Below are 26070 nucleotides of genomic sequence, written 5' to 3' on the forward strand. Positions count from 1 at the left end.
CGGCCAGGCCAATGAAACCCCGCCTGACAGGTCGGGAGGGAAAGGGCACGACAGCACTCCTTGCGGGACTCGAATGGTTGTGGTTATGACGCTACGGGGGGTAATCGGCACTCATCACGTTACAGGAGCTGAACCTCGCTCACCCGCACGATCAGCACCTCCTGGCGAAAGCGGACAGCCAGTTCCTCGCGGTACCCGCGCCACCAGTCGCGGTCAAGGTGATGGGCCATCACCTCGTAGATCACGATATCGTCGTGGACCATGGCATTGTCCCTCTCCTTCCACAATCCCACAGCCGGCGAACGGACATAGCTGGTCAAACCGCCGAAGCGTTCGGTCAACTCGGTGCGCACCCGGTTGAATTCCCATTGCGGAAACGGCTCACCAGTATTGTCGTAGAGTGGCAAGAGGATCTGGACGAGGTACATGGCATTCCCTCCGTAACGTGCGGTCTTCGCAGAACAGTGTACCGCAGATTAGCCACCGGAAAAGGCCTCCAGCCGGGATTCCTCACTGGTACTGGATATATATCGGCTTCGGATGCAGTCTGAGCAGGTCCTGGGGGGACATCAGCGGATCCCCCTTTTTCGTGTCGTTATGGTAAAAAAGTTTGAATCCGGTGTACTGCACCGGTTCAGACACAATATAGGCCTTGTAGGAATCGCGTTTCAACCAGGGTGCACCCCACCCGTCCATGTGCATGACGATTTGCACTTCTGGACGCAGGACGATTTTGCGCGCATTGGTAACGCCGTTGCGGGTGAACCGGTGCACCGTGAATACCTTGGGTGGAAGGTTGTATCGTTTCACCAAGTCGCTGAGATATGACGAGGCATAGTTGATATCCGCCGCATCGTAAGAGCCGATCTTGGTTCCCGGCTTTTTGCCGCTCCTTATCAGATTGAACTCCGGATCGATCCCCAGGTGGACATCGGGATTTTTCAGGATCCATTCAAACCGGGGCAGCAGGGTGCGGATATCGTCATGGCCGGTCTGAATGTCGATGAACAGCAGGGCATTTGCCTCCTTGGCCCAGCCGTAAACCTGGTTGACGATGGCATCGGGCATCACCATCCGGTACTTGCCCGCCTTTCCCGGGTCTCCCTGGGCAACCACCGCAATCAGGTGCAAGGCCGGCTGCACCGGTCTGGAAGGGTCGGCCTTCTCCCATTTGGCGACTTCTTTCTTCAACCGAGCCAGCATCTCGTCCTTGGGGAATTCACCCAAGGCACCCATCCGCTTGGACTGGGGGTTGCCATAATAGGCAACGATCCGCTTCCCTGGCAGGATCGATCCAGGCAGGAGCGCCGGGGTCTTCACCGGCCAGCCCTGTCGTTTGGCAAATTCGGGGTCTTCCCCCGCAAGATATTTGGACTTCGGCGCCGTTATCTCGGCCCGCGGCTCACTCTTGATCTCCTCCCGAGGTACGGAGTGCATGGCAGAAGAAACGGGTTTCTGTACCGGGACGGCTGCTGCCGCCGATGAAGACACGACAAAGGAAGCAGGCGGCGCAGGAGGATGGAGGTCTTTCTGCTCCGTCGTTCCGGACGGTTGGTTACCAGGTTTTTCATTGGAACAACCGGGAAGGATCAGGAAAACGCACAACAGAGGTGCTGCCAGCCGGGGGAGCAGGGAGAAATATGGGGGGGTCACGGGTTACTCCTGGAATATGACTGTATGCGAAACCGCCTGGTTTCCGTTTGCCGGACACACAAAAACCACAGGAGCTCCCCCCTGTGGTTGACAGGCAGGGATTATATATCACTTCGCCGCCTTCCCGGCAATGGATAAAATTGTGTCAAATTATCTTGCAGCCCACGGGTCCATCCGGCAAAATACCCATAGCCGGCCAGCTCGAACCGCCACTGCGTCGTGAAATACCTCGTTCAAACCCCTCATCCCTACAGCAACCGGATTACGGAGACCTCTTATGTTTGAAAATCAATACAACGATGAGATGGAATCGGAAGTGCGACGCCTCGAAGCCCAACAACGGGCCGTTGCCGTTGGCCACCCCGAATGGGTCAATGCCTGTGCGTCCTGCGGCTGCCGATTGTCCACGGTGGAACCTGCCATGTGTCAACACTGTGCCACTGGCAGGACCCGCCCCTGATCCTCCTGGAAACGGCCAAGAAAGCTGGGGCATTCCCTCAGCTCATGTCCTTCCCCCTGCACTCCATCGCATTGCACTCTTCATGATAACGCACTTCAAACCGCATCCCCTGGCCATCAATGCATGATATACTATATTCAGAGAAGGTGATGTATATGCGTCTGGACAATGACACTATAGAATGGCTCCCTGTGCGGACGGAGAAGAGGAAAGACAGCAGATTCCCCATGGTAGCAGAAAGAAACCTGGTATCCACCTCACATACGATAGACCTGACCGTCTCCACGTATGGCAAAATGGCCGAACCCTCAGAGGGAAGGGATCCACAAAGAACCTATGACACGGCAGCGACTGCCGTGTACGATATCGTCTGCACCTGCAGTGTAACGTCCTGCGCCGGGAACATGACTGTTACGGGAAACTCGTGCACAACCGGTGCTCATCCGGAGAGAGTGGAATTCAAGGAATTCATCAGGTTCATCAGGCTCTCCCATGATGAACATGGTTTCCTGTTCGACACCTATGCGTGACCCGTTATCGCGAGGGGTTTGACTCATTCCTGCCGACATCAAGGGTAAGCTGGATACGGCAGCAGCGGGATGGGTGGCTTTTCCATGCCGGAACCGGCAAAAAAACGAAATCGCGTGCAGTTGTCGATACAGGGGAGACGCTATACCGACGTTACCCTTTCTGGGTATCGACAATGGCGCGGAACTGCTCGAACAACTCCTTCTTGAAACTCCTTCCCGATTCGCTTTCCATGATCCGCAGGGCTTCTTCATAGGAGGAGGCCTTCCGGTACGGGCGGTCCGAGATCAGTGCGCAATAGATGTCGCAAATCCCCGCCACCTGGGCGGAACGCGAAATGGAATCCCCCCTTAACCTGCTGGGATATCCCGAACCATCCCACTTTTCGTGATGATGCCTGACGATGGCCAGTGAGACCTCGCTGAAAACGCCATGCTTTCTCAAAAAATCGTAGCCACGCTGGGCATGGGTCTTTACCGTCGAGTACTCGATATTGGAGAGAGCCTCCGGCTTGTCCAGGATATCGCTGGAGATGAAAGTCATCCCCAGGTCATGGAGAATCGCCCCTACCCCGACGTCAAGCATCTCGTCATGGCTAATATTGAAGATTTTCTCATGCACCAGCATGGTGACGGCCGCTACCTTGACTGAATGGGAGAGGATGTAGAGCCCGCTAGAAGCCACATCCTTCATGACCTCCAACAGGCAGTTGGTCGAGACGATATGCCGCATCAGGTTGCCGACGAGGCTCCTGCAGCGTTCCAGGTTGTCGGATACGGTCTGGGGAGATTCGAGCATCTCTGCGACAAAATCCATGGAGGTCTGGTAGAGGATCAGGTTCTTGGTCCGCTCGGAGATCTCCTTGTTGTCCAGAAATGCGGACAGGTTTTTTTCCAGATAGCCGGTCACAGCCTGCGCATCGCCCACCTGAATAAAGAGGTATTTCGTGCCGATCCGCTCCAGTCGCTGCTGATCCACGTCGGTAAACGGTCGCTCGCCTGTTTTGTAGAGCACGTAATTTCCCGCACTTCCCCGTGTGTATAGGGCAATGATGGGAAAAACACCGGGAAAGATGCATTCCACCGGTATCGACTTATAATCCGCTTCTGACATAACTCTTCGTCCCGCTCGGTCGCTCAGGTTCCGGAGGAACCATAGCATGCGTCGTGCCGGCACACTGTGTTCTGGGTCACGCAGCCCGTCGCCGAGACAGGCTTGGTCGTTGTTGCTCTAGCGTGAACGAGCAAAAGAAATGGCCCGTCATCCAGGCCAATGCTCTCGTATTACATGGTCATATGTGTAATGGATTCTTTTCAGCTGAGATTGTCATAGTCTCCGGAGACATGGGGGAAGCCCTGCTGCCGTACCATGTGCTCCAGGTTGTCGATCTTGCCGCAGCTGGCGCAAAGATACTTATCGCCCAGCGTTGAGTAGTCGTCGTGCCTGCACTCGCCGCTCCAGGTCCTGATGTCGCAGTGACCTTCCGTGGAGCGGTAAAGATCGGTTCTCAATTCCGTGCCTTTCATGACAGTCACCCCTTTCATGTTTTCATTATAGCATGGGGTGGAGGTTGAAAGACCCTTCATTTATGGCCGCCGTCAACGGCAAGGAGTGGATCAGGGATCTCGGTCGACCCGGATTGATCGGCAGATCGTCTCATGCGGGCGGAGCTTCGACTCAGACTAGGGGAAAACGTACGACAGTAGAATCGACCCGTAATCCTCTCTCCGCTTTTGCCCGTAGAATTCCTCTCCCAGCATCACATACGAGAACGACGCCTGGAACCGTCTCGTCCAGAGCGTTGCGCCGAACTCAGCCGCTGGCAGGAAGATACGCTTGTCCACGTTTGGGCTTCTGGCAAGGGTGTTGCCGTCAAGGGTAATGTTCCAGGCAACCAGGCTTGCACAGCCGCCGGCAAACGCATAGATCCCCCAGTCATGGGAAGGGTTGCTGCCGGTGGCGACTGGCAGGGTGCCGATACCGCGCAACACCGTGGTTCCGAAGTCATCCGGCAGCCAGTAGCCGACGCGCAGCTGGAGTTCTGCCTGTGCCTCGGTCAGAAAGTTGCCCAGAGCCGCTCCTGCCACGGGGATCATCTCCACCCCGATGGCCGCAGCACGTGGCGTAAAAGAGAATCGGTGGCGATATTCGTAGTGCAGGTTGACGATCGGCTCGTTCTTGATCTGGGAGTCCCATCCCTGAGGCATCCTGTAGAGGAGCGCCCTGTGAGCGACCTTCTGGAGGGCTTCACCCATGGAAGCCGGCCCCACAACGCCGACCGCAAGTTTGAAGCCGTGCAGGCTTTCGTTGCGCTGGAGAAAGGTTGTTGTGCCGAGATAGAGAAACCCCGCGTAAGGGCGGTCGGCAGGGTCAGGCACCGTACTCGACGTATCGGTGGGTGTAAAGAGAAGCTGACCAAGATCAAAGGAGCTGTACCTGCTCCCCTCGACTTCTCCCATGACATCCCAAACACCGCCGATGATGCCTCTGCCCGGATAGGTCAACGCCAGAGCAACGCCATTGGTATAATTTTCGTCGGTGTTGCCAAAGGTATCGTTCTCCCAGCGAAAGGAAAAGGCACTCGGGCTTTGCCTTGACGGAAGCTCATCCGCATGCAGCGACACCGGAGCAATGCCTGCCAGAAGAACCACGGCCGCCAGGAAGCGGATACAACACCGCAACCATAAGCTCCGTTTGGGTATACAGCAGGTCAAAACAGTTTGCATATGCCGATTCTCCGAAACGATATGGCTTTCCGCGCAAGATACCAGGGTACCTGATCAGGGCTCCTCTGCTTCGTCAGAAGCAGTGCGTCGTTTGACCGGCAGGTTGATGGTAAAGGTACTGCCTTTGCCGATCTCGCTGGCAACGAAGATGGTGCCGCAATGTTTGTTGACGACAATGCCGTAGGCAATGGCCAACCCGAGCCCCGTACCTTTGCCGACCTCTTTTGTGGTAAAGAAGGGATCGAAGATCCGGTTCAGGTTTTCCGCTGGGATGCCGCAACCCGTGTCGCTGATGGCGATCCGCACCGAGCCGTCTTCGGCAAAGGTCTCTACCCGGATTTCCCCCCTTGTTTCTATACTATGGGCAGCGTTCACCAGAAGATTCAGAAAGACCTGGTTGAGCTGGCCGATATTGCACCAGACCGGGGGCAATTGGCCGTATTCCCTGGTTACCGTCGCTTTATACTTCAGCTCGTTCCAGACGATGGAGAGTGCGCTTTCCAGGCCGTCATTGATATCTGCATAGGCATACACTGTCCCGTCGTTGCGGGAAAACCGCTTCAGATCCATAACGATCCGGCGGACCCGTTCGGCCCCCTCCAGCGACTCGCTGATGAGATCGGGCAAGTCCTCGCGGATACGGTCAACCTTGTATTTATGCCGTTCCAGGGTGATACGCTCCCTAAGCGTCGATTCGCAGTCGTTCAGTATTGTTTCGCCCGAATCCAGGTAGGCGGACAATTTTTCCACGTACCTGCCGAGACTTGACAGGTTGCTGATGATGAATCCCATCGGGTTGTTGATCTCATGCGCCACCCCTGCAGCCAACTGGCCGATGGAAGCCATCTTGTCCTGCTGCAGGAGTTGCGACTGGGCTGTCTTGAGGTCATTGTACGCCTGCTGCAATTCTGCGTTTTTGTCGCTGAGCTCGGCTGTTCGTTCCTGGACGCGCCGCTCCAGTTCTTCGTTGAGTCGCCGGAGTGACTCCTCTGTGCGGCGCTGCCGGATGATCTTCTGCAGTTCATTGGCAACCAGGTGAATATTGACCACATCGTGATCGTCGTACTCCTCGACCTTGTTCCCCACCCCGAAGATGATCCTGACGTCGTCACCCTCCATCACAGGGATGCTCATGAACCGATACAGAGGCGTATGACCTTCGGGAAGCCCTTTCTGGTTGGAAGAGTGTGCAAAATCGTTATACAACACCGGACGCTTGAGTCGCACACAGTCAACCCAGTTACCGGCAAGTTCGATCGGATAATGGGCATCATATGTTGCCACACAGGTTTGCAGGGCTGCACTATTCCATGTGGTGAGAACGATTTCCTGCTGATCGACCGAGACCAGATGAAAAAACCCGATGATGCTGCCCGTGAGCTTGACGGCACAGTCGAGGGCATAGTCGTAGAGCTGCTTCTCGGAAAGGTGCGGAGCCTTTTCATACAGCTCAAGGAGCATCTTTCCCCGCTCGGCCTCATTGCGAAGTTTTTGCTCCGACAGTTTCAGGAGCTCTTCCCTGTTCCTGGACAACTGCCTGCCGGATATCTCACGTTTTTCCATCACCGTCTCCGGTTCACCGTTGACCTGCGCCAGTTGCGCAGAAAGAGAACCATCTTTCCGACCACATCGGCTCATTTCCTGTACGAAATAACTTGTAAGACAGCGCCATGTATCCGGTTAGTGGCAAAAGAGCGAAATTCTATCGTCCGTTGTCGGGCTTCGGACATTGCCTGAACTATACCAATCTATTCAGTGGATGCAAAGCTTGCCACGCAACGCAAAAGGAATTCCGGGTGAAATCAGGTAAAATGGTAATAGTAGTCTGATAAGTTCCAACATCTTCCGTAACCATGGAGGAACCCATGCGACTCACAGGAAAAACGGCACTCGTAACCGGTGCGGGGAGAGGTCTCGGTCGTGCCTCGGCGATCGCGCTGGCGAGGGAGGGGGCAGATCTGGTCATCATGAGCAGATCCCCTCGGGAACTCGAAGAAACCGCTATGGTCATCATGCAGGCAGGAGGAACGGTGGTAATCCAGGAGGGGGATGCGGCAAATCCGCTGGACGTGCGTCGGGTGGTGGAGACCACTGTGGCAACATTCGAGACGGTCGACATCCTGATGAACAATGCGGCAGTGATCGGTCCGGTCCGCAACCTTCACCAGGTCGAACCCGATGCCTGGCAGTACGCCATGAACGTCAACCTGACCGCCCCCTGGCTCTTTGCCAGAGAGGTGGCCCCGCACATGATCCGTCAGAAGCGGGGAAAGATCATCAATGTCACCTCTGGGCTGGGAGAGATCGTTATTTCCCCGTTCGGGGTCTACGCCATCGCCAAGGCAGGGCTCATCCAGATGACGCGCTATCTGGCGGAGGAACTGAAGATCCACAACATCCAGGTAAACGGACTCGACCCGGCTGTCATGGACACCCGGATGCAGGAGGAAATCCGCGGCTTCGGTCCGGCGATCCTCGGACCCGACGTCTTCGCCGATTTCGCGGACATGAAGGAGCGGAAAAGGTTGCTGCAGCCTGAAGAGGTCGCGCAGCTGGCAGTCTTCCTCGCATCTGAAGAGTCAGACGCGGTGACCGGCGAGAACGGCACGGAAAGCCACTACCGCGGGTTCGGCTACCGCGGCTAGAATCCCGCCCGCATCCTCCCATGCCCGGCTACAATCAGACGCAAGGCCTTCCGGGGAGCCGCCCCCCTCTCCGTGGCCGGCCCTCTCCGACATCACAGCTTACCGATTACGGTACGACGTCGACCAGCGTTCTCATGTAGCGCATATTGAACCCGCAACTACCATGACAACCAGCACAAAGGTTTTTCGCATCTTTGGCGTTCCAGACCGTGCCCGTGCTATTGGAGAGCGTGACATCCGCCGGCGTGGGGGGATAGGGTGAAGGTCCGCTGCATTGATATGACACGGTCGAATTATAGTATGCGACCTGCAGCCCAGGCTCTTTGTTGACCAGTTTCCCATCGCGGACCATGGAGAGCTGGGTCGATCCGTGAACGTTGTGGCAGGTGATACAACTTACCTGGCTGTCGTAGGCGTGCGATCTCCAGTCCGAGGCGAATTTCGGGCCGGGGCCGCAACTGTATTTGATGGCCAGATGGTAATAGTGAGCATTGACGCCGGACGAATCGTTCCTGAAGTTGGTATTCGTGTTGCTGCCGACGAACGCCTCACTGGCGTGACAGCTCAGGCATAAAGCAAAATCGTTCGCTTTTACATCGCTGTCGCAGCCGTTGTTCCGCGGGATATTCATGGAAAGGCCGCCGTTAATCGATTTGAGCCGGTAGCCATGTTGATAATCGTTATTTGCCCCGATAACGGCAGTATAGACATATGTCCGGGCAGTGCCGTCAATATGGGGCATCTCAAGGTTGTGACAGGCGGAGCAGGCCGCGGCGGGTCCGGTCACGGTACCGCTACTTGCCGGAATGGATGCCGAGGATGAAAGGCCGTGGCCGGTCTTGTAGTAACCCCAACCCGTGCCATACGGATACGCACCGGATTCGTTGCCGATGACGTTCGGAGCGCTTATACCGCCAATGACCGAAGGGGTCTCGTCGTGGCAGGTTGCGCACCACTTCTCTTTGCCTGATTTCAGGAGACTGCCGCTGTAAACCCCGAATGTCCAATTGTTCTTCGCGCCGAATGCGGCGTCGTTCACCCCTTCGTAGCTGCCGCCGGGACTGTGACAGGTATTGCAGACATCAGTCTCGGTAAGGCTGTACCTTCCATCGCCATTACTATCGATCCCCGATTTGAAATTCGGGAAGCTGGCAGTGTCGTGACAGCCGTCGCAGGCGATATTCGGCCCTTTTACATTGCCGCCGTCGTTCTGGGTATGGGTGGCGTGGCTCTTCCAGGTCCCCTTCCCCTGGCTGAACTTGCCAGGCTCGTATTCATAGCCTGCAGAATGGCCGTGGCAGCTGCCGCACCCGTCCCCGCTCACCGAACCACCGGCCCCCCATTGTGCATCGCCATGGCAGGAGATGGCCGAGCAGCTGCCGCCACCGGGGCTGTAGGTATAGGTAAAGGTATAGCCCGGTTTCGGCTGCAGTTCATAGACGCTGTTTACATGCTTGCTTTTGTCCGTGATGGAATCACCGGTGGCAGTCGTACCATAATGGCAGATGGAACAGTCGCTCAGGGTGTGCGCAACATGGATCGGATGGCTGTTCGCCTTCGGCGAACCAGTGGCGTATTCCGGCGGATAGCCATGGCAGCCGTTGCAGGCGAGCGGACCGGTGGTGCCCCATGCCGGCGTGATGTTGGGCGTAACCGCGCCGGTCACCACGGCAGCGCCGTCACTGTGGCAGTAGGTATTGGAACATGTGCCGAAATAGTCCCTGGTGCCGCTTTTGGGGAGATAGTCGTCGAACGGCCCGGAATAGGCGCCGGAGGGAGCGCCGCTCGGATCGTGCAGTCTGATGACGAGCATGCGCCTGGCGGCGCTCGTGGCATGGGCAAAGGGGTTTGGCTCGCTCAGGTGGTTGGCATGACATCTGCCGCAATTGGCTGTGCCGGTGTAGTAGAGATCATGCCGCGCATGGCTCCCCGCCCTGCCGCTGTCGCCTCCGGCCGGCGGCGCGCCGTGGCAGCCGGAGCAGCCAGCCGGAATGGCAAACAGTGCGCTTCCCCATGGCGGGGTCTCCCGCTCGAAATGGCAATTGACATTGGTACAGGTACGCAACGACGGGGTGGCGGTCTGGGGGAATGCCGCCGTCATGTTTTTGTAAAGCGCTGACAGTGGTGAGTTGTTGATATTGGGCGAAATGCTGATCATGCCGTCACGGTGTCCGGTCGAATAGATGTCGCTTCCCTTGTGGCATCGCGCACAGACTGCCGGTGTAGCGTTGCCATCCATATGGGTCCGGTGATTGCCCTGAAACCCGCCGGTGAAAATATCCCTGTTGGAGGCATCGAGTGGCCGGACATCCGCAGGGACCAGAGTCCCATGGCAACCGGTGCACGTTATTTCCGCTGAAGCCATACTGACCATGCAGAAAAGTGAACCTGAAAAAAACAGGGTAGCTATGAAATTGCGGGTTATTGGTACGAAATGCATCACTGAGGCTCCTTGAATATCCATGGTCATCCCAGGCCGTAATCCACTTTCTCTTCAGATGCTGTCCACCGAATCGCCCTATCCGGCTGGGCGATCGGCCTCAAAATGCCGGTTGCATCGCCAAAGCGACGACGCCGGATAGCCGGCAATGAGGATGCACTCTACTCCTGGCAAGGATGTCTATAAGGGATGAAACACATTCCACCGCGGGGTTGCAGACCGATTAATTACAGATGCTTAATATAATGGCTTCTGAAATATTTTCAAAGAAAAAAATGATTGCAACATATCGTTATATTTGAATTTTATTCACTATTTATGCAAAATATTATGATAAATACACTAGATACCGCAATCAGCATGAGCAGTTTGGTGGCAATAGGCGTTGCGCTCCCGAATATCGGTAACGGCAAGGTAGTGTATCGACGAATGCGTAATAAATTCAGATTTATGTATATAACTGACTGTAAATCGAACACTTAAGTATGCATATGGGATGTCCGAAAAGTTGAAATGAAAGAACTCAAAGAGTCGGGCTGGCTCATCTGGATTTCAACCCACGGGGGTTTCGACATGCGATTTGGATTCTCATACGTCACATCCAGTCTTTCGCGAAGACTTACGCTAATGACGGTCGCCATCATTTTCGCGACTGTTGCCCTGTTCGTGGGCTATGGCTATTGGTCGCAAAAATCCGCCGGTTTGGCAGCCGTGGACGGGAAACTCCTCGCGTCCGCGGCTGCCGTCAAGATGGAAACCGATGCCTTCCATGACCAGATGCAAAATCCTGCTGCCATCGATAAAGGGGCATATGAGCTCATGGTAAAGGATCTGAGCCGCTTTGCCGAAGAAGCAGGGGTCAAATACGTCTATACAGTCATGGAAAAAGAGGGGAAGCTCTTCTTCTCCACATCCAGCTACACCCGGGAAGAGATGGAAAAGGGTGAGCACACGAAGATGTTCGATCCGTACGAAGATCCGAGTCCGGGTCTGAAGGCAGCCATTGCCGACGGCAAGGTCCACTTCGACGAATATACCGACCAATGGGGGAGTTTCCGCTCGGTCTTCATGCCGGTAACCTCTCCCGGAGGTGTTCGTTACGTGACATGCGTGGATCTGGAGATATCAAATATTGCCGCAATGCTGCAAAAACAGCTTCTTTACACCTCTCTCCTCGGCTGCCTGGTCTTCATGATCGCCATTGTGGCGACCATGCTGATGATACACCCGATGAGCCGCACCATCGGTGTCCTGACAGAGGGGGTGAGCCGCATAACCAAAGGGGATCTGAGCGTAAACCTGGAATGCACACGTACAGACGAATTGGGGCGCCTTGCACGGGACATGAACGGCATGGTCGCCAATCTCCGGAGCATCGTCGGCTCGGTACAGGAAAGTGCCAGTGAGATCGTCCATGCAGCAGGGGATCAGTATCGCAGGGCGCTCCAGATGGCAACGGATGCCGAGGATGTGGCGGGCCAAGCCTCAACCGTTGCTACTGCAGGGGAAGAGATTGCAGGCACATCCGGTGAGATCACGCAGAACTGCATCAACACGTCCGAAGCCTCGGCAATAGCCAACAGAATGGCCTCATCCGGAGAAGACGTTGTGGCGGAGACGATCACGCGGATGCACCGGATCGCGGAGCGAGTGAACGAAACAGCACAGACCATGTCCGGCCTCGGTAAGCGTTCGGATCAGATCGGGGTGATCGCCGCAACAATCGAGGATATAGCGGACCAGACCAACCTCATTGCCTTGAACGCCGCCATAGAGGCAGCCCGTGCCGGAGAGGTCGGGCGCGGATTCGCCGTTGTCGCAGATGAGGTACGTGGGCTTGCAGAGCGGACTGCCAAGGCAACTCGGGAGATTACCACAATGATACGGACCATCCAGCAGGAAACTGCCGGGGCCATTGCCTCCATGCAGGAGGGGGTAACGGAGGTCAATGCGGGGACAGATGGTGCAGCCAGATCAGGAAAGGCACTGCAGGAAATTCTCGAACAGATCAACGCGGTCAGTTTTCAGGTAAACCAGATCGCCACAGCATCAGGAGAGCAGACGATAACGACCAACGAGATCAGCAAGAGCATCCACCAGATAACGCACGTTGTCCAGGAAACAGCTCAGAGCGCCCATGAATCGGCTGACGCCGCCGACCGGATGCAACTGCTCGCGGGCCGGTTACAGGAGCTCATGAATCAGTTCAGGACAGCGGAAACGGAAACCGCTTCCGCATCGGTCACTACCTGACAGATGCTACAGTAACGCGCAACGTCGCAGACCACTCCCTGAATAGAGGGGTCGTACGTCTGTGCCCCCTTTCCTCTAGACCTAGTTCCCCGTCAAAGATTCCAGCTTGACCTGCTCCTCTCATTTTCCTCTTCTGCCTCTGCTGTAGCAATCCCATCCGGTTCTCCGTCATTGACACCTGCTATCGGGCTGCTACCATTTATGAATACAGACTAATCACCTGTAGCCCTGAGAAGGTATCACCAGCCGAATCACCTTGTTGTGTCATGAACGAAAGGAGTAAGACCATGATGCGAAAACTGGCAGGATCTGCCCTGGGCCTTCTGGCCCTCTTGTGCTGTGCCGTCCCGGCGTATCCATGGGGATGGGCAGCCCACACCTACATCATCGATCATATAGGAACAACAAAAACCGAAGCCAACCAGCAGGAAGTTTACGGCAGCATGGCTACCGACGTCTTCAACTATCTCACCCTTGCCGACCCTACCTTGGAACCGGTCCAGAATATCCTGTTTTACGAGGCCCACTACCAGCCACTGCCCCTGTGGGACAACGCAACACAGGCGCTGAAGCCTCTGGCGTACGGCTTTGTAAGCCACAACGAAGCATGGGGTGAGGATTGGACAGCCCATATCCAGAACCTTACCATCGGCGGCAGCGAGGGCTATGTCATCATCAAGGCGCGAGCACTGGCCAATGAACTGGCCACTGCCCTGCAAGGGGCCGTCGGTTCCGACGATCTGCTGGTCGTCTCCCATGAACTGATCGAATACGGCGTGGACCTGCTGGTAAGAAATGAGCTTGATTCCGGCATCGGCCTGCAGATGGCGCAGGCGGCACAGCAACGCGATCCGGCCTTTCCGGACTTGCTGGCAGCAACTTTCGCCACTGCCCTCGCCCCGCTCGGTCTGCCCGTCGACCAGGCTGGAACCCTCATCGTCGGGGCTGAAGCTCAGTTCCGCCAGAGCATGGTAATCTACGGACTGATCCTGGCAACAACCGACGACACCCTGATGCTCGATCTGCTGGTGCAGTTCCTGCTGCCCCAGGCCCAGGCCTACTTTGCCGCCAGCGGCATCAGTCTCCCTCCGGAAGTCGAGCTGGACCAAGTCATCCGTTTCGGCCTCGCACGCTCCATGGAGCTATGCGCCGATGACTACCGAAAGGAATTGATCCGCACCAGAAGCCACACCGTAAGTCAACTGGCAGTCAACGGAGTTCTTTACCGGGGCATACTTACAGCACACAGGTGACGGCACAGATCCACTGCCTGCAAACAACAGCGGTCCGCCGGGATGTCCCGGTGGGCCGCTCGCGTTTAACCTGCAACGCAGTTATTGCCTCACTTTACCCCCTACCGTCAGCTACGCAGTATACCCCCACCGTTTAATACCAAAAGCAATAACACCATAGTTTGATAACGTCGTTTGTTTATATCTACGTCTTTATCTTTTAGTTATTATTTATTTTTTTTCTGACAATTTTATTACACTGATACCATTTTTCTTGATTGTGTATTTTTTAAAATACGGTTATAGTTTGTCGCCTGCATGATGCAGACAAGCCGGGAATATTCAACACCCTCTCCACACCGGAGATATTTTGCCACGCGAAAGGAGAATATGATGAAACGTTTTATGCTGTTTGTCGCACTTGCCGCAATGCTGGTCGTATCTGCCCAACCCGTATGTGCCGAAAGCTTTGGTACCGCTGACGAAGCCAAGGCAATGCTTGAAAAGGCAATTACTGCCCTCAAGGCCGACAAGGCCGATGCCCTTGCCAAATTCACCAAAGGCGAAGGTGGGTTTAAGGACCGTGACCTCTACCCCTTCTGCGGCGGCCCGGACGGCATCTTCACCGCGCATCCGACCCTGGTAGGGAAAAGCCTCAAGGACCTGAAAGACAAGGCCGGCAAACCGCTTGGCCAGGATATCTACGCTGCTGCCAAAGAAGGAGCGATAGCCGAGGTTTCCTACATGTGGCCGCGTCCGGGCACAACCGAACCAGTACAGAAACAGTCGTTTGTCACCAAGGTAGGGGATCAGGTCTGCGCTGTCGGTTACTACAAGTAACCGATAAGCGACAGTCCTTCACCTATTGCGCGGGATCATTCGGGATGAACACAGGGGGTGCTTCTCCGCTTTCAGAGCGGGCCAAGAAAGCACCCCATTTCTTGGCCCCAAACAAATATCTAACCTAAAACTTGAAGAAATAATCCGGAACATGCTGTAGTATCGTTGATTTTTCTGACTCACCCTCAATTCAGTACATTTTACAGGCATAAAAAAACCCCCGCTCGGACAATCCGGGCGGGGGTTACATTACAATCCCTCAATCACATTACTTGTATTCCGGCATCTCGTCGAACTGGAGATACTTGTAGATCGCGTCCTTCTTCGGCTCGACCTTCTCCTTGTAGACTGCCATGAACTCGGCCACCGTCGGCAGTTTGCCCATGGTGGCGGTAACTGCGCCCAGTTCGGCGGAACCGAGGAACACCTTGGCGCCATCACCGATACGGTCGTCGAAGTTGCGGGTCGAGGTGGAGAACATGTTCACCGCATCGGGCACGCGGGCCTGGTTACCCATGCAGAGAGAGCAGCCGGCGATCTCGATCCGGGCACCAAAGGCACTGTAAACCGAGAAGTAGGCTTCGTCCTTGAGCTGTGCCTGATCCATGCGGGTCGGCGGGCAGATCCAGGTGCGGACGCTCGGATTGAACTTCAGGCCACGCCAGATTTCGGCAGCAGCGCGGAAGTGGCCGATATTGGTCATGCAGGACCCGAGGAAGACGTCCTGGATCGGCGTGCCGGCTACGTCGGAAAGGAGCTTGACGTCGTCCGGATCGTTCGGGCAGGCCAGGATCGGCTCGGTGATTTCGGCCAGGTCGATCTCGATCACGTCGGCGTAGGCGCCGGTCGCTTCGGCATTCTTGTCGGCTTCAAGCAGTTCAGGTTTGGCCAGCCAGGCATTGACCGCGTCGATCCTGTTCTGCAGGGTCTTGGCATCCTGGTAGCCGTCGGCGATCATTTTCTTCATCAGTGCCACGTTGGAGCGAAGATAAGTGGCAACCGATTCCTTGGAGAGCTGGATGCAGCCGGCAGCAGCGGAACGCTCGGCAGCGGCGTCGGTCAGCTCGAACGCCTGCTCGACGGTGAGGTCGGGAAGGCCTTCCATCTCCAGGATGCGGCCGTTGAAGATGTTGATCTTGTTCTTCTTGGGCACGGTCAGTTTCCCCTGCTTGATGGCCCAGTAAGGGATGGCATTGACTGCATCGCGCAGGGTGATACCGGGATTCAGCTTGCCCTTGAAGCGGACGAGTACTGACTCGGGCATATCCAACGGCATGAAGCCCATGGCGCCGGCAAAGGCGACCAGGCCGGAACCGGCCGGGAAGCTGATGCCGATCGGGAAGCGGGTGTGGGAGTCACCGCCAGTACCGACGGTGTCGGGGAGCAGCAGGCGGTTGAGCCAGGAATGGATGACGCCGTCGCCCGGCTTGAGGGGTACGCCGCAACGATCGATGATGAACTTGGGCAGGTTCTTGTGCATCTTCACGTCTGCCGGCTTCGGATAGGCGGCGGTGTGGCAGAACGACTGCATGAACATCGGCGACAGGAACTTGAGGCAGGCCAGTTCCTTGAGCTCGTCGGCGGTCATCGGGCCGGTGGTGTCCTGGGAACCGACCGTGGTCATCTTCGGTTCGCAGGCAGTGCCGGGAAGAACGCCTGCAACGCCGCAGGCCTTGCCGACCATCTTCTGGGCCAGGGAGTACCCCTGGTCAGCCTTGGGTGCAGGGTTGACCGGCAGGGTAAAGACATCGGTAGCTGCAAGGCCGAGCGCCTTGCGGGCCTTGTCGGTAACAGCGCGGCCGATGATCAGCGGGATACGGCCACCGGCGCGGAATTCGTCGGCCAGGGTGTTGGGGTTGATCTTGAAGGTGGAGATGACCTCACCCTTCTCGTTGGAGATCTCACCCTTCTTGGTGTTGATGGTGATGATATCGCCGTCGTTCATCTTGGTCACGTCGGCCTTCAGCGGCAGTGCGCCGGAGTCCTGGGCGGTGTTGAAGAAGATCGGGGCGATGACTCCGCCGATGATCACGCCGGCGGTCTTTTTGTTGGGTACGCAGGGGATCTCCTGGCCCATGTGCCAGAGAACGCTGTTGCAGGCCGATTTGCGGGAAGAGCCGGTGCCGACCACGTCGCCGACAAAGGCCACCTGATTGCCGGCGGCGCGCCAGTCGGCGATATCCTTGAGGCGGTTCGGGAAGCGGGTTTTGCCCATGGCCAGGGCGTGCAGCGGGATATCGGGACGGCTCCAGGCATCGCCGGCCGGAGAGAAGTCGTCGGTATTGATTTCGCCTTCGACCTTGAAGACCTTGACCTTGATAGTTTCGGGCAGGCCGGGACGATTGGTGAACCATTCGGCATTGGCCCAGGATTCGAGCACCTTCTTGGCAGCCGCGTTGGACTTGGAGAGTTCCACGACCTTGTCGAAGCCGTCATAGACCAGGGTCATTCCACACAGGGCGGTAGCAGCTTCCTGGGCCAGCTCGGCGTCCTTGAGGGCTTCGACCAGCGGATTCACGTTGTAGCCGCCCAGCATGGTGCCGAGCATGCGGACCGCCTCGACCTTGGAGATCAGAGGAGATTTTTTGCTCCCCTTGACGATCTCGGCAAGGAAGGCTGCCTTTACTTCGGCTGCCGGATCCACACCAGGGGAAACCCTTTCCTTGATCAGGTTGACGAGGAACGCTTCCTTGCCGGCAGGCGGTGCCTCAAGGAGTTTGCACAGCTCGGCGGTCTGCTCGGGATTGAGCGGCAGGGCCGGAATCCCCTGTGAATTGCGTTCGGCTTCGTGCTGCAGATAGGCTTCGATCATAATCTCCTCCTGTGATTAAGTGACCCTGAACGTCCAATCTTTTCAGGTAGTTTCTCTTTTTGACCAGCCAGCTAAACGGAATACTGTATACAATTTCTGTGAGATTTTGTCAATTCTAATCTGACCGAAAACTGCATGATCGGCAGGATCCTGTTGCTGAAAAAAGACCGGCACCGCCAAAAAGGCGATGCCGGTCTGTGAAACGGCTATTTGCAGGGTTCTAAGGACGTATTCTCAGACAGAGTGCTTCTATCGAAAGCGCCACCGGCTCCTGGATGCCCGCATCCATCTCCTTGAGAGTGCCGCTCTTGGCAGCCAGTTCGTCACCGCCGATGATGAGGGTGAAGCGGGCATTGCACTTGTCGGCACGTCGGAGCTGGCTCTTCAGGCTCTTCCCTTCGTAATCGAACTCCACGCTCACCCCCTTTCGCTGCAGGCCGCTCATGAGGCTGAAGGCAGCGTCGCGTGCCTCATCCCCCAGTGCAGCGACGAACAGGTCGGGACGACGGGAAAAATCGCGCTCGGCAAGGAGCAGGGCGACCCGCTCCACCCCCATGGCAAAACCGATGCCGGGAATGGCGGGACCGCCAATCTCGGAGATCAGGCCGTCGTAGCGGCCGCCGGCAGCCACTGCCGACTGGGCGCCGAGCAAGCCGGTGACCAGCTCAAAGGTGGTGCGGGTGTAATAATCCAGACCGCGCACCATGCGGGGATTGATGACATAGCCGGTGCCGGTCAGCTCCAGGGCGCTCCTGGTCCGGGCAAAATGGTCGTCACAGGCGGTGCACAGACTGTCCAGCACCGACGGGGCATCCAGGGTGGCCTCCTTGCAGCCGGTGGCCTTACAGTCCAGCGCCCTGAGCGGATTGGTCTCGATGCGCCGCCGGCAGTCGTCGCAGAGCCGGTTGAGCCGTGCCCGCAGAAATTCCTGCAGAGCCGCGCGATAGGCGGGACGGCATTCGGGGCAGCCGAGGGAGTTGATCTCCAGCCGCGGTTCGGTAAGCCCCAGCTCGGCAAAGAAATGGCAGAGCATGGTCAGCACCTGGGCGTCCACCAGGGGGCTGGTCACGCCGGTCACCTCGGCGCCGATCTGGTGAAACTGGCGGTAGCGCCCCTTCTGCGGGCGCTCGTAGCGGAACATCGGCCCCATGTAGTAAAGCCTGGCAACCGGGTCCTGGGCATAGAGCTTGTGCTCGACAAAGGCGCGCATGACGCTGGCGGTCCCCTCAGGCCGCAGTGTCACCCTGTTCTCCCCCTTGTCGACAAAGGAGTACATCTCCTTTTCTACGATATCGGTGGTGTCACCAATGGAACGGGCAAACAGCTCAGTCTTCTCCATGATCGGAATCCTGATCTCGCTGAAGCCATAGAGCTCGAAAACCCGGCGGGCAGTGGCCTCGATATACTGCCACTTTTCCACTTCGCCGGGGAGGATGTCATTGAAACCCTTGATTGCGGTGATGGCCAACGGTTGTTTCTCCTTTTGTTCCGTGACGATGACAGATGACGTCCATCCGGTTGCCGACGGAGGGCATACAGATACATACGAAAAAACTGCTCCGGATGCAAGGATTTGCGTAACGGCGAACGCCCGGCACCCGGATCGGTGCGGTGCGCCCATGTCGGGAGGGGCTATTTTCTGGTTTTGGCTACGGAGAAGACCACGTTTTTCCCGCTCGCCTTGCCGCGGTACATGGCCTGGTCGGCCAGTTCGATCAGTTCGACCTTGGACTTGGTGTCTTCCGGGTAGCAGGCATAACCGAGGCTGGCAGTGATCCTGATATTCTGCCCTTCGCTGGCCAGGAACCGGTGGCGCTCTATGGAGCGACGGATACGCTCGGCAACCCCTGCCGCCGTCTCCAGGCCGGTCTCCACCAACAGGACGGTGTACTCGTCGCCACCGTAGCGGATCACGGTATCGATCTCCCGCACCGACGCCTTGAGGAGCTTGCCGACCTCCTTGAGCACCTTGCTGCCGATGAGGTGGCCGTAGGTGTCGTTGATCTCCTTGAACTGGTCGATGTCAAGGAAGATCACCGACAGATTGGTGCCGTACCGCTCGGCCCGTTTGACCTCGCGGTCCATGGAGACTTCCAGGTAACGGTAGTTGAACAGCCCGGTCAGCTCGTCCACGTTGATGAGATTGCGGGCAGAGGCATAACGGGCGGCGTTTTCAAAGGCGAGCGAGGACTGGTCAAGGAGGAAGGTAAGGTTCTTGTAGTTGATGGCCTCGGGCAGATCGGACCCCGGATCGTTGCAGAGGATCACAACCCCGTGCACCTGCCCCCGGCTCCGTACCAGCAGAACCAGGGCGTCGCGCACGTCGCGCAGTTCACCACTCTCGGCCAGATGCTGCGGCGCATCGCCGAGGATGTTGTTCAGGAGCATGAAACTGCCGGTTTTCTCTTCGGTGGGACGAAACTGCCCCATGATCCATTCGCCGAGACGGTTTCCGGCCTCTTCGGAAAATCCGCGCAGCTCGCGGATGGCATAGAGACACTCCTCGAAGAAGTACCCGATAGAGCGGCTGACCCCCAGTTCCTTGGCGAGGGAGTCGACCACCAGGGTATAGAGCCGGTCCTGTTCCAGGCAATTGGCAATGCTCTGGCTCACCTGGTAGAGGTTCACCAACCCCTTCAGTTCCAGGTTCTCGTCGAGAAGCCGGCGCTGCTCGATGCAGAGCGATACCGTATGCTTGAACTCGTCATGGTTGATCGGCTTGACCAGGTAATCGCGGGCGCCGTGCTTGAGGGCATAGATGGCGGTCTCGATGTTGGCATGGCCGGTCACGATGATCACCTCGATGGCGGGATCGATCTGCTTGACCTTTTCCAGCACGTCGAGACCGCTGTCGTCCTCCAGTACCAGGTCCACTACCACGAGATGATAGTCGAGCCGGTGCAAAAGATCGAACGCCTCATCGGCCGTGGCAGCCGACTCGACCTCGTACCCCTCCTCCTTGAGGAGATCGGAGAACACCTCGCGGAAAAACAGGTCATCCTCGACTATCAGTATCCGTTCCATCCAACCTCCGACGGTTGCCACCCCGTAACGACTAATCATCAAACATTATCAGACATATTTAAGGGCTGTCAATCATTCGTGTCAGTTTTCTGACTGCCACTCTCCCGCTCTGTCGGTCTACATCCAGCTCAATGGTGCCGTCCTGATCTGTCCGATAGACAGCGGCACCGAGCTTCTGCAGGTCGGCAAGGGTAAGCGCAGAGGGAAGATGAAAGCTGTTGTTGTAACCGGCCGAAATGAGGGCAAAGCGGGGATGTGCGGCCTTAATGAAAGGGATCGAGCTGGAATAACGGCTGCCGTGGTGCGCCACCTTGAGGACCGTGCAGGCAAGCCTCCGAGGGTCACGCAACAGCCGGGCCTCGGTGACAAAGCCGCTGTCGCCGGTAAAGAGGATGGCAAACCGGTCCAGTGAGAGCCGAAAGACCAGCGATTCGTCATTGATCTCCCCGTCGAGCGGAGCTGCCCGGGCCGCATTCCGGGAGAAAACCACCGGAGCAAGCAGCTCGACCAGTGCGCCGCCAACCCTGAACGGCGGTGTGCCGGCCCGGATCGTACGGACCGGTACGCCCTTCGCTGCAAGGATCTGCCGCAATTTCAGGTAATCGGGCATTTCATAGGGAAGTCCGCTTTCCCAGAACTCCCCCACCGGAAAGTTGGTCGCAACGAAGAGAAGCCCGCGCAGATGATCCGGATGGGGATGACTGAGAACCAGGTAATCGATCCGCTCGACCCCCAGGGTCCAGAGCGCTGGCGCCAGAAGCCGCTCACCCACGTCCATTCCCCCTTCCCGCAGCGATCCGCCGCCATCCACCAGCATGGTGGTCCGGTCCGGAAAGCGGATCAAGGTGCTCTCCCCCTGCCCCACGCTGAAACAGGTAATGCGAAGATGACCGTCCCCCTCATCCGCCCCGGTGCGGGCCGACACCAGGATGACGGCCAGAAGCGCGGTGGCGAGAAGCCTTGGTCCCATACTCCTGAAAATGGTGAAGGCCACCATGACGACGACAGCCGCTGCCAGTTCCAGCGGGGTCGGCGTCAGCGGGGAAAGCCCGGGCAGATGGTCCAGCCAGAGGAGCGCCACACCAGACCAGTGGACCAACATGGCTGCCAGTTGCAGCAACAGGGCAGCCAGGAAAGGAAACCAGGCAGCGGCAGCAAGGGCAGTGAACCCGAGGAGCACGGCACCGTAGCCAACCAGGGGGACCACGATGAGGTTGCTCGCCACTCCGATCAGGGTGACCCGGTGGAAATGATAGGCAACCGGCACCATGGTCGCGGCAATGGCCGCCACCGACACCATGCAGAACTGCAGCGAACGGTAGGCCACCCCTTTGCGCATCCCGCTGAACGGCCGCATCAGCAGGGGGGTGAAGAGCAGTATCCCCCAGAGCGCCAGAAAAGAGAGCTGGAAGGAGAGATCGAAGAGGGCCTGGGGAGTGACCGCCAGGATTGCCAGTGCGGCCAGGGCGAGGAGATTGAGCGGGTCCAGGGCGCGCTCCACGAGCAGTCCGACGCAGCAGGCGACGATCATCAACACCGAGCGGGTGGTTGCCGGCGCACCCCCGCTCAAGAGCAGGTAGAAGACCAGCACCGGCACGGTCATGAGGAGTAGGACACGCCGCAGATTGGCGAACAGGAGAAGCGTTTCGCTGCGTCGGGCGACCAGCCAGAGAAGCTGATAGAGGAACAGAGCGATGATACCCACATGAAATCCTGAGATTGAGAGGATATGATTGACCCCGGTGCGGGCGTAGAGCCCCTCTGTCTGGCGGCCGGCGGCCCCGCGGTCGCCGATGAGGAGGGCTCTGAGGACCCCTGCCTCAGGTGGCGCAACGCTTCGCTGGATGAAGTCGCCCAGCTGGGCGGCAAGGAGATCGATGCGGCGCTGGAAGGGATGAGCCGCCCCTGGCTGGAGGGGCTGCACCTCGTCGGCCGTGGCAACAGCACCGGTCAGGTAGATCCCCTGCAGGGCGAGCCGCCGCTGCATGTCGTATTCTCCGGGAATGCCAAAGGGACGTGGCTTGCGAAGCCTAGTGCGAACCCGTATCCGGTCCCCGGTCGAGACCGTTGTCCGACCTTCTCCCACGTAGAGCAGGAGGCGGCCGGTCACGGGCAGGGAGCGGCCCCCTTGCCGGACCGATTCGGCTTCGAGGTAGAGGCGGCTGCCGTTTTCACCTATCTCGGGTCGCCTGTCGACAACAGCGGTGAGGACTACCGGCTCCGGCAGCTGCTGGCGTGCCAGATGATTCGGAGAGAAGACGGGCTTGAGGAGCGGCTGCAAGGCCAGGTTGCCCCAGACCAGACAGAGAATTGAGAGCGATGCGACCAGGAGGGCCTGCCGCCTCGCCACCAGGGCGGCGAGACAGCAGGCGGCAGTAAGGGGGAGAAACCACGGGGGGACAAACCAGCCCGGCAGGGCGGCAGCGACGATGCCGCTGACAAGCGCTGCCAGCAGGATGAGTAATGGCCTTTCCATTGCAGGCCAGGGGCTACTTGCGTCCCGTGTAACGCTCCACCAGCTGGGTAATGAACTTATCCGCCTCGCCAACGGTGATGGCGGCGCCCGGATCGCCCTTGATCCCTGCCAGGGCCATATAGGCAGCGTCCGATGACTGGCGGGGCTCGATAACCAGGGCATCCAGCCCACCATATGGCGGGAGGTCGACCTGCAGCAGGTGACTGCCTTCAGCCAGTCGTTGCAGACCGAGATCGATCCAGGCGAGTATACCCTTGGCATCGCGGTCGAGGTTCATGTCGTCGAGACGCGCCGCAAGCCGCGTCCCCATGTATCTGAGTTTCAGGCCGTAGATACCGGTCCGGGGAACCGTGAAGGGGATCTCCACCTTCCCCCCCTGGGAACCGGCCCGCAGCCACTGCTTGCCGGTAAACTGCCCGTAATAGGGGATGTCGGTCGGCGCCACGGTCGCCGGGAGTACAGGGAGCCCGGTGGCAGGAATCGTGGTCTGTCCGAGCTGCTCATCGACCGGTAGCCGCTCCTCCCAGCCGAGCAGCCTTGCCACGATGAAAGCAAGGTCGGCATTGGTGAGAGGTGCGCTGAAGCGCCACCCCTCCTTCGGCTCGATGGGGGTCAGATCCGGGGCGGAAAAGAGCAGATAGTCGACCCCTCCCTCGGGGGGCAGGACCATCTCGAACTCGAGCTCACCCGCCTTGAGCGGCAGCGTCGCCACCGGCGTCAGGGCGAGTCGATCCCCTGAATCAACGCGGTAGTCCTTGCCCGCGATCTTCCAGAGCTGGCCGTTTCCCTTGGCAGCTGCACTCAGGCGATATTCACCAGCCAGGGGGATGAATACCTTGAAGTGAACGGTCGTGGGGGTCGTTATCCCTCCCAGCCAGGAGATGCCGCTGAACGGCCCGATCAGATCGAAATTACGCACCGCCACGTCGTCGGTTTTCTTGTTGTAGATATTCTCTGCCTCGAACTTCAGGGTCCGTTTCCCCTCCATGATGCGAAGGAAATCGCGGTCCTTGGGTTCTTCGTACTCCACGGCCTCTTTGGATTTCTTCGATTTCTTTTCCTTCTTGTCTACAACCTCCTTCGGCACGCGGGGAAGCCCCCCCTCCCAACCGAACTGGGCAACCAGTTTCCGGGCAAACTCACCCTGAGTGATGACTGCGGTTGGCAAACCCGGTGCCTTCGCCGGTGTCGTTGCTGCTGCTCCAGCCTGAGCTTTCGTGCCGGGACCTTCGGCGGCTGCGGCTGCTCCCGCCAGCACCAATACCAGCACCAGCACTTTGATGACAATGCGCATAATCCCTCCAGGACTCTTCATTTGCCAAGTGGAAGCTTCGGACGATATGCATGCTCCGGCCCGGACAGCTGGCCGAGGGGAATTCTAGCACACCCCGCTCTGTCATGCAAACCTGACCGGGGGGCGCAAAAAAGGCGGCAGGTTGCCCTGCCGCCGCGTTCTTGACTGGACCAGCGGGAAAATCAGACGGGACTGCCGATCTTGTAACGCTCCAGTCGGTCCCGCAGGGTGTTGCGGCTGATACCGAGCAGCTTTGCCGCCACAACCTGGTTGTTGTTGCTCTTCTGCATCGCCATGTGGATCAGGGCCTTTTCCAGCCCCATGTTGATGTTCTCGTAGATGGCACCCTTGTTCTTCAGGCAAAGCCCCTCGAAAACCGGCTCCAACATGCTCCAGAAAACGGTATAGTAGTCGTCCCCGGCCCCTTCGAAGTCGATCTCCTTCATGCCGGTCTTGACCATCAGCAGGGTCTCGAAATCCTGCGGCAGCAGCACATCCCCCTTGCAGAGGACCGTTGCGGAGTTGATGACGTTCTTGAGCTCCCGGATATTCCCCTCCCAGGGATGATTGACCATCATCTCCATCAACTCAGGCGCCACCCCCTTGATCTTCTTGCCGAATTTCTTGGAAAAACGCCTGATGAAGAGATCCACCAGCAGCGGGATATCCTCGAGACGCTCGCGCAGCGGCGGCAGGAAAAATGACACCACCCGCAGCCGGTAAAAGAGATCGAGACGGAAGGTCTTCTCCTTGACCGACTGGAGGAGCGACTTGTTGGTGGCAGCGACGACCCGCACATCGACCTTGATGGTCTCGTTGCCGCCGACACGCTCGAACTCCTGGTTCTCCAGCACCCGCAGCAGTTTTCCCTGGTTGGCCATGCTCATCTCGCCGATCTCGTCGAGGAAGATGGTGCCGCCGTTGCACTGCTCGAACTTGCCGATCCGCCGGGTGTGGGCATCGGTGAAAGAACCCTTTTCATGGCCGAACAGCTCGCTCTCCAGGAGGTTCTCCGGGAGGGCAGCGCAGTTGACTGCCAGGAAAGGGCGGTTTTTGCGGCGCGAATTATTGTAGACGGCGCGGGCCAAAAGCTCCTTGCCGGTGCCGCTCTCACCCTGGATAAGGACCGTGGCGTCCGAATCGGCGATCTTCCCCACCATCTTCCATATCTCGATCATCTCCGGGGAAGAGCCGATCATCACATCTTCGTCGGTATCCGGCTCGGGCAGCTGTTCACGCTCTTTGGTGAAACGGACCTTGCGATTCAGGAGGTTGCACTCGATAGCCTTCTGGACGGTAGACTTGAGCTTCTTCATATCGAACGGCTTGGTCACGTAATCGTAGGCGCCGTGCTTCATCGCCTCGATGGCGTTCTGGGTGGTGTTGTGGGCCGTGGCCATGATGACCGAAAGCCCCGGATCGATCTTCTTGATCTGCTGCAACACCTCGAAGCCCGATTTCTTCGGCAGGTTGATGTCGATGATGGCAACACTGGGATGCTCGGTCAGCACCTTCTTTATGGCTGACTCGCAATCGCTCTCCAGGTAGAGCTGGAGATCGTCGCCCGTAAACACGGTCTTCAACATCTGCAGGATCGCCACATCGTCGTCCAGGATCATGATCCCTGGTTTCATAAGTCCCCCCCTACATACATGCATTCAAGTCTCATGTATCCATATATCGGCGG

Annotated in this window: 19 protein-coding genes; 6 read left to right on the forward strand and 13 right to left on the reverse strand. The window is 57.8% G+C overall.

The window, feature by feature from the left end; genetic code table 11:
• Positions 1-119: 119 nt before the first annotated feature.
• A complete protein-coding gene (locus GJT30_02790) occupies positions 120-428 on the reverse strand; it encodes a hypothetical protein (protein MSM38537.1) in 309 nt (102 codons plus the stop codon).
• A gap of 82 nt (positions 429-510) precedes the next feature.
• The gene (locus GJT30_02795; protein ID MSM38538.1) at positions 511-1653 is read right to left on the reverse strand and encodes a hypothetical protein; all 1143 of its coding nucleotides are present in this window, start codon (positions 1651-1653) and stop codon (positions 511-513) included.
• Between the two features lie 277 nt (positions 1654-1930).
• Here GJT30_02795 and GJT30_02800 point away from each other — a divergent pair, with 277 nt between their 5' ends.
• Both GJT30_02800 and GJT30_02805 read left to right on the forward strand, forming a co-directional pair.
• On the forward strand, positions 1931-2113 hold the full coding sequence (locus tag GJT30_02800) for a hypothetical protein (GenBank protein MSM38539.1): 183 nt from the start codon (positions 1931-1933) through the stop codon (positions 2111-2113).
• A gap of 227 nt (positions 2114-2340) precedes the next feature.
• Positions 2341-2643: a hypothetical protein gene (locus GJT30_02805; protein ID MSM38540.1), complete on the forward strand. Its 303-nt coding sequence runs from the start codon at positions 2341-2343 to the stop codon at positions 2641-2643.
• Positions 2644-2794: 151 nt separating this feature from the next.
• Here the strand turns inward: GJT30_02805 and GJT30_02810 are convergent, their stop codons facing one another.
• The 4 genes from GJT30_02810 to GJT30_02825 form a co-directional block, all read right to left on the reverse strand.
• Positions 2795-3754, reverse strand: coding sequence for an HD domain-containing protein (locus GJT30_02810; protein MSM38541.1), 960 nt, complete (start codon positions 3752-3754; stop codon positions 2795-2797).
• A 200-nt stretch (positions 3755-3954) separates the two neighbouring features.
• Complete coding sequence (locus GJT30_02815; protein ID MSM38542.1) at positions 3955-4167, reverse strand: hypothetical protein; 213 nt, start codon at positions 4165-4167, stop codon at positions 3955-3957.
• Between the two features lie 156 nt (positions 4168-4323).
• Positions 4324-5367, reverse strand: a complete 1044-nt coding sequence (locus tag GJT30_02820; protein ID MSM38543.1) for a DUF2219 family protein — start codon at positions 5365-5367, stop codon at positions 4324-4326.
• Between the two features lie 54 nt (positions 5368-5421).
• On the reverse strand, positions 5422-6501 hold the full coding sequence (locus tag GJT30_02825; protein MSM38544.1) for a histidine kinase: 1080 nt from the start codon (positions 6499-6501) through the stop codon (positions 5422-5424).
• Positions 6502-7232: 731 nt separating this feature from the next.
• Between GJT30_02825 and GJT30_02830 the strand changes: the two genes are divergently transcribed.
• Positions 7233-8012: an SDR family oxidoreductase gene (locus GJT30_02830; protein MSM38545.1), complete on the forward strand. Its 780-nt coding sequence runs from the start codon at positions 7233-7235 to the stop codon at positions 8010-8012.
• Between the two features lie 106 nt (positions 8013-8118).
• Here GJT30_02830 and GJT30_02835 read toward each other — a convergent pair whose 3' ends face one another.
• Positions 8119-10482 carry a CxxxxCH/CxxCH domain-containing protein gene (locus GJT30_02835; protein ID MSM38546.1) on the reverse strand — a complete coding sequence of 788 codons (2364 nt, stop codon included), beginning with the start codon at positions 10480-10482 and terminating at the stop codon, positions 8119-8121.
• Between the two features lie 543 nt (positions 10483-11025).
• Here GJT30_02835 and GJT30_02840 point away from each other — a divergent pair.
• The 3 genes from GJT30_02840 to GJT30_02850 all read left to right on the forward strand — a co-directional run bounded on the left by GJT30_02840 (position 11026) and on the right by GJT30_02850 (position 14777).
• On the forward strand, positions 11026-12705 hold the full coding sequence (locus tag GJT30_02840) for a HAMP domain-containing protein (GenBank protein MSM38547.1): 1680 nt from the start codon (positions 11026-11028) through the stop codon (positions 12703-12705).
• A 287-nt stretch (positions 12706-12992) separates the two neighbouring features.
• Complete coding sequence (locus GJT30_02845; GenBank protein MSM38548.1) at positions 12993-13958, forward strand: hypothetical protein; 966 nt, start codon at positions 12993-12995, stop codon at positions 13956-13958.
• Positions 13959-14330: 372 nt separating this feature from the next.
• The gene (locus GJT30_02850) at positions 14331-14777 is read left to right on the forward strand and encodes a chemotaxis protein (GenBank protein MSM38549.1); all 447 of its coding nucleotides are present in this window, start codon (positions 14331-14333) and stop codon (positions 14775-14777) included.
• 268 nt (positions 14778-15045) lie between these two features.
• Here GJT30_02850 and acnB read toward each other — a convergent pair whose 3' ends face one another.
• The 6 genes from acnB to GJT30_02880 form a co-directional block, all read right to left on the reverse strand.
• Entirely contained in the window at positions 15046-17589 is a 2544-nt protein-coding gene (acnB, locus tag GJT30_02855; protein MSM38550.1) for a bifunctional aconitate hydratase 2/2-methylisocitrate dehydratase, read from the reverse strand.
• A gap of 220 nt (positions 17590-17809) precedes the next feature.
• On the reverse strand, positions 17810-19210 hold the full coding sequence (locus GJT30_02860; protein ID MSM38551.1) for a histidine--tRNA ligase: 1401 nt from the start codon (positions 19208-19210) through the stop codon (positions 17810-17812).
• A gap of 11 nt (positions 19211-19221) precedes the next feature.
• The gene (locus GJT30_02865; GenBank protein MSM38552.1) at positions 19222-20613 is read right to left on the reverse strand and encodes a diguanylate cyclase; all 1392 of its coding nucleotides are present in this window, start codon (positions 20611-20613) and stop codon (positions 19222-19224) included.
• Positions 20614-20671: 58 nt separating this feature from the next.
• The gene (locus tag GJT30_02870; protein MSM38553.1) at positions 20672-23089 is read right to left on the reverse strand and encodes a DNA internalization-related competence protein ComEC/Rec2; all 2418 of its coding nucleotides are present in this window, start codon (positions 23087-23089) and stop codon (positions 20672-20674) included.
• A gap of 13 nt (positions 23090-23102) precedes the next feature.
• The gene (locus GJT30_02875) at positions 23103-24383 is read right to left on the reverse strand and encodes a hypothetical protein (protein MSM38554.1); all 1281 of its coding nucleotides are present in this window, start codon (positions 24381-24383) and stop codon (positions 23103-23105) included.
• Positions 24384-24565: 182 nt separating this feature from the next.
• Positions 24566-26017, reverse strand: coding sequence for a response regulator (locus GJT30_02880; GenBank protein ID MSM38555.1), 1452 nt, complete (start codon positions 26015-26017; stop codon positions 24566-24568).
• Between the last annotated feature and the right edge of the window lie 53 nt (positions 26018-26070).

The organism is Geobacter sp., assembly GCA_009684525.1.
Classification (GTDB): domain Bacteria; phylum Desulfobacterota; class Desulfuromonadia; order Geobacterales; family DSM-12255; genus Geoanaerobacter.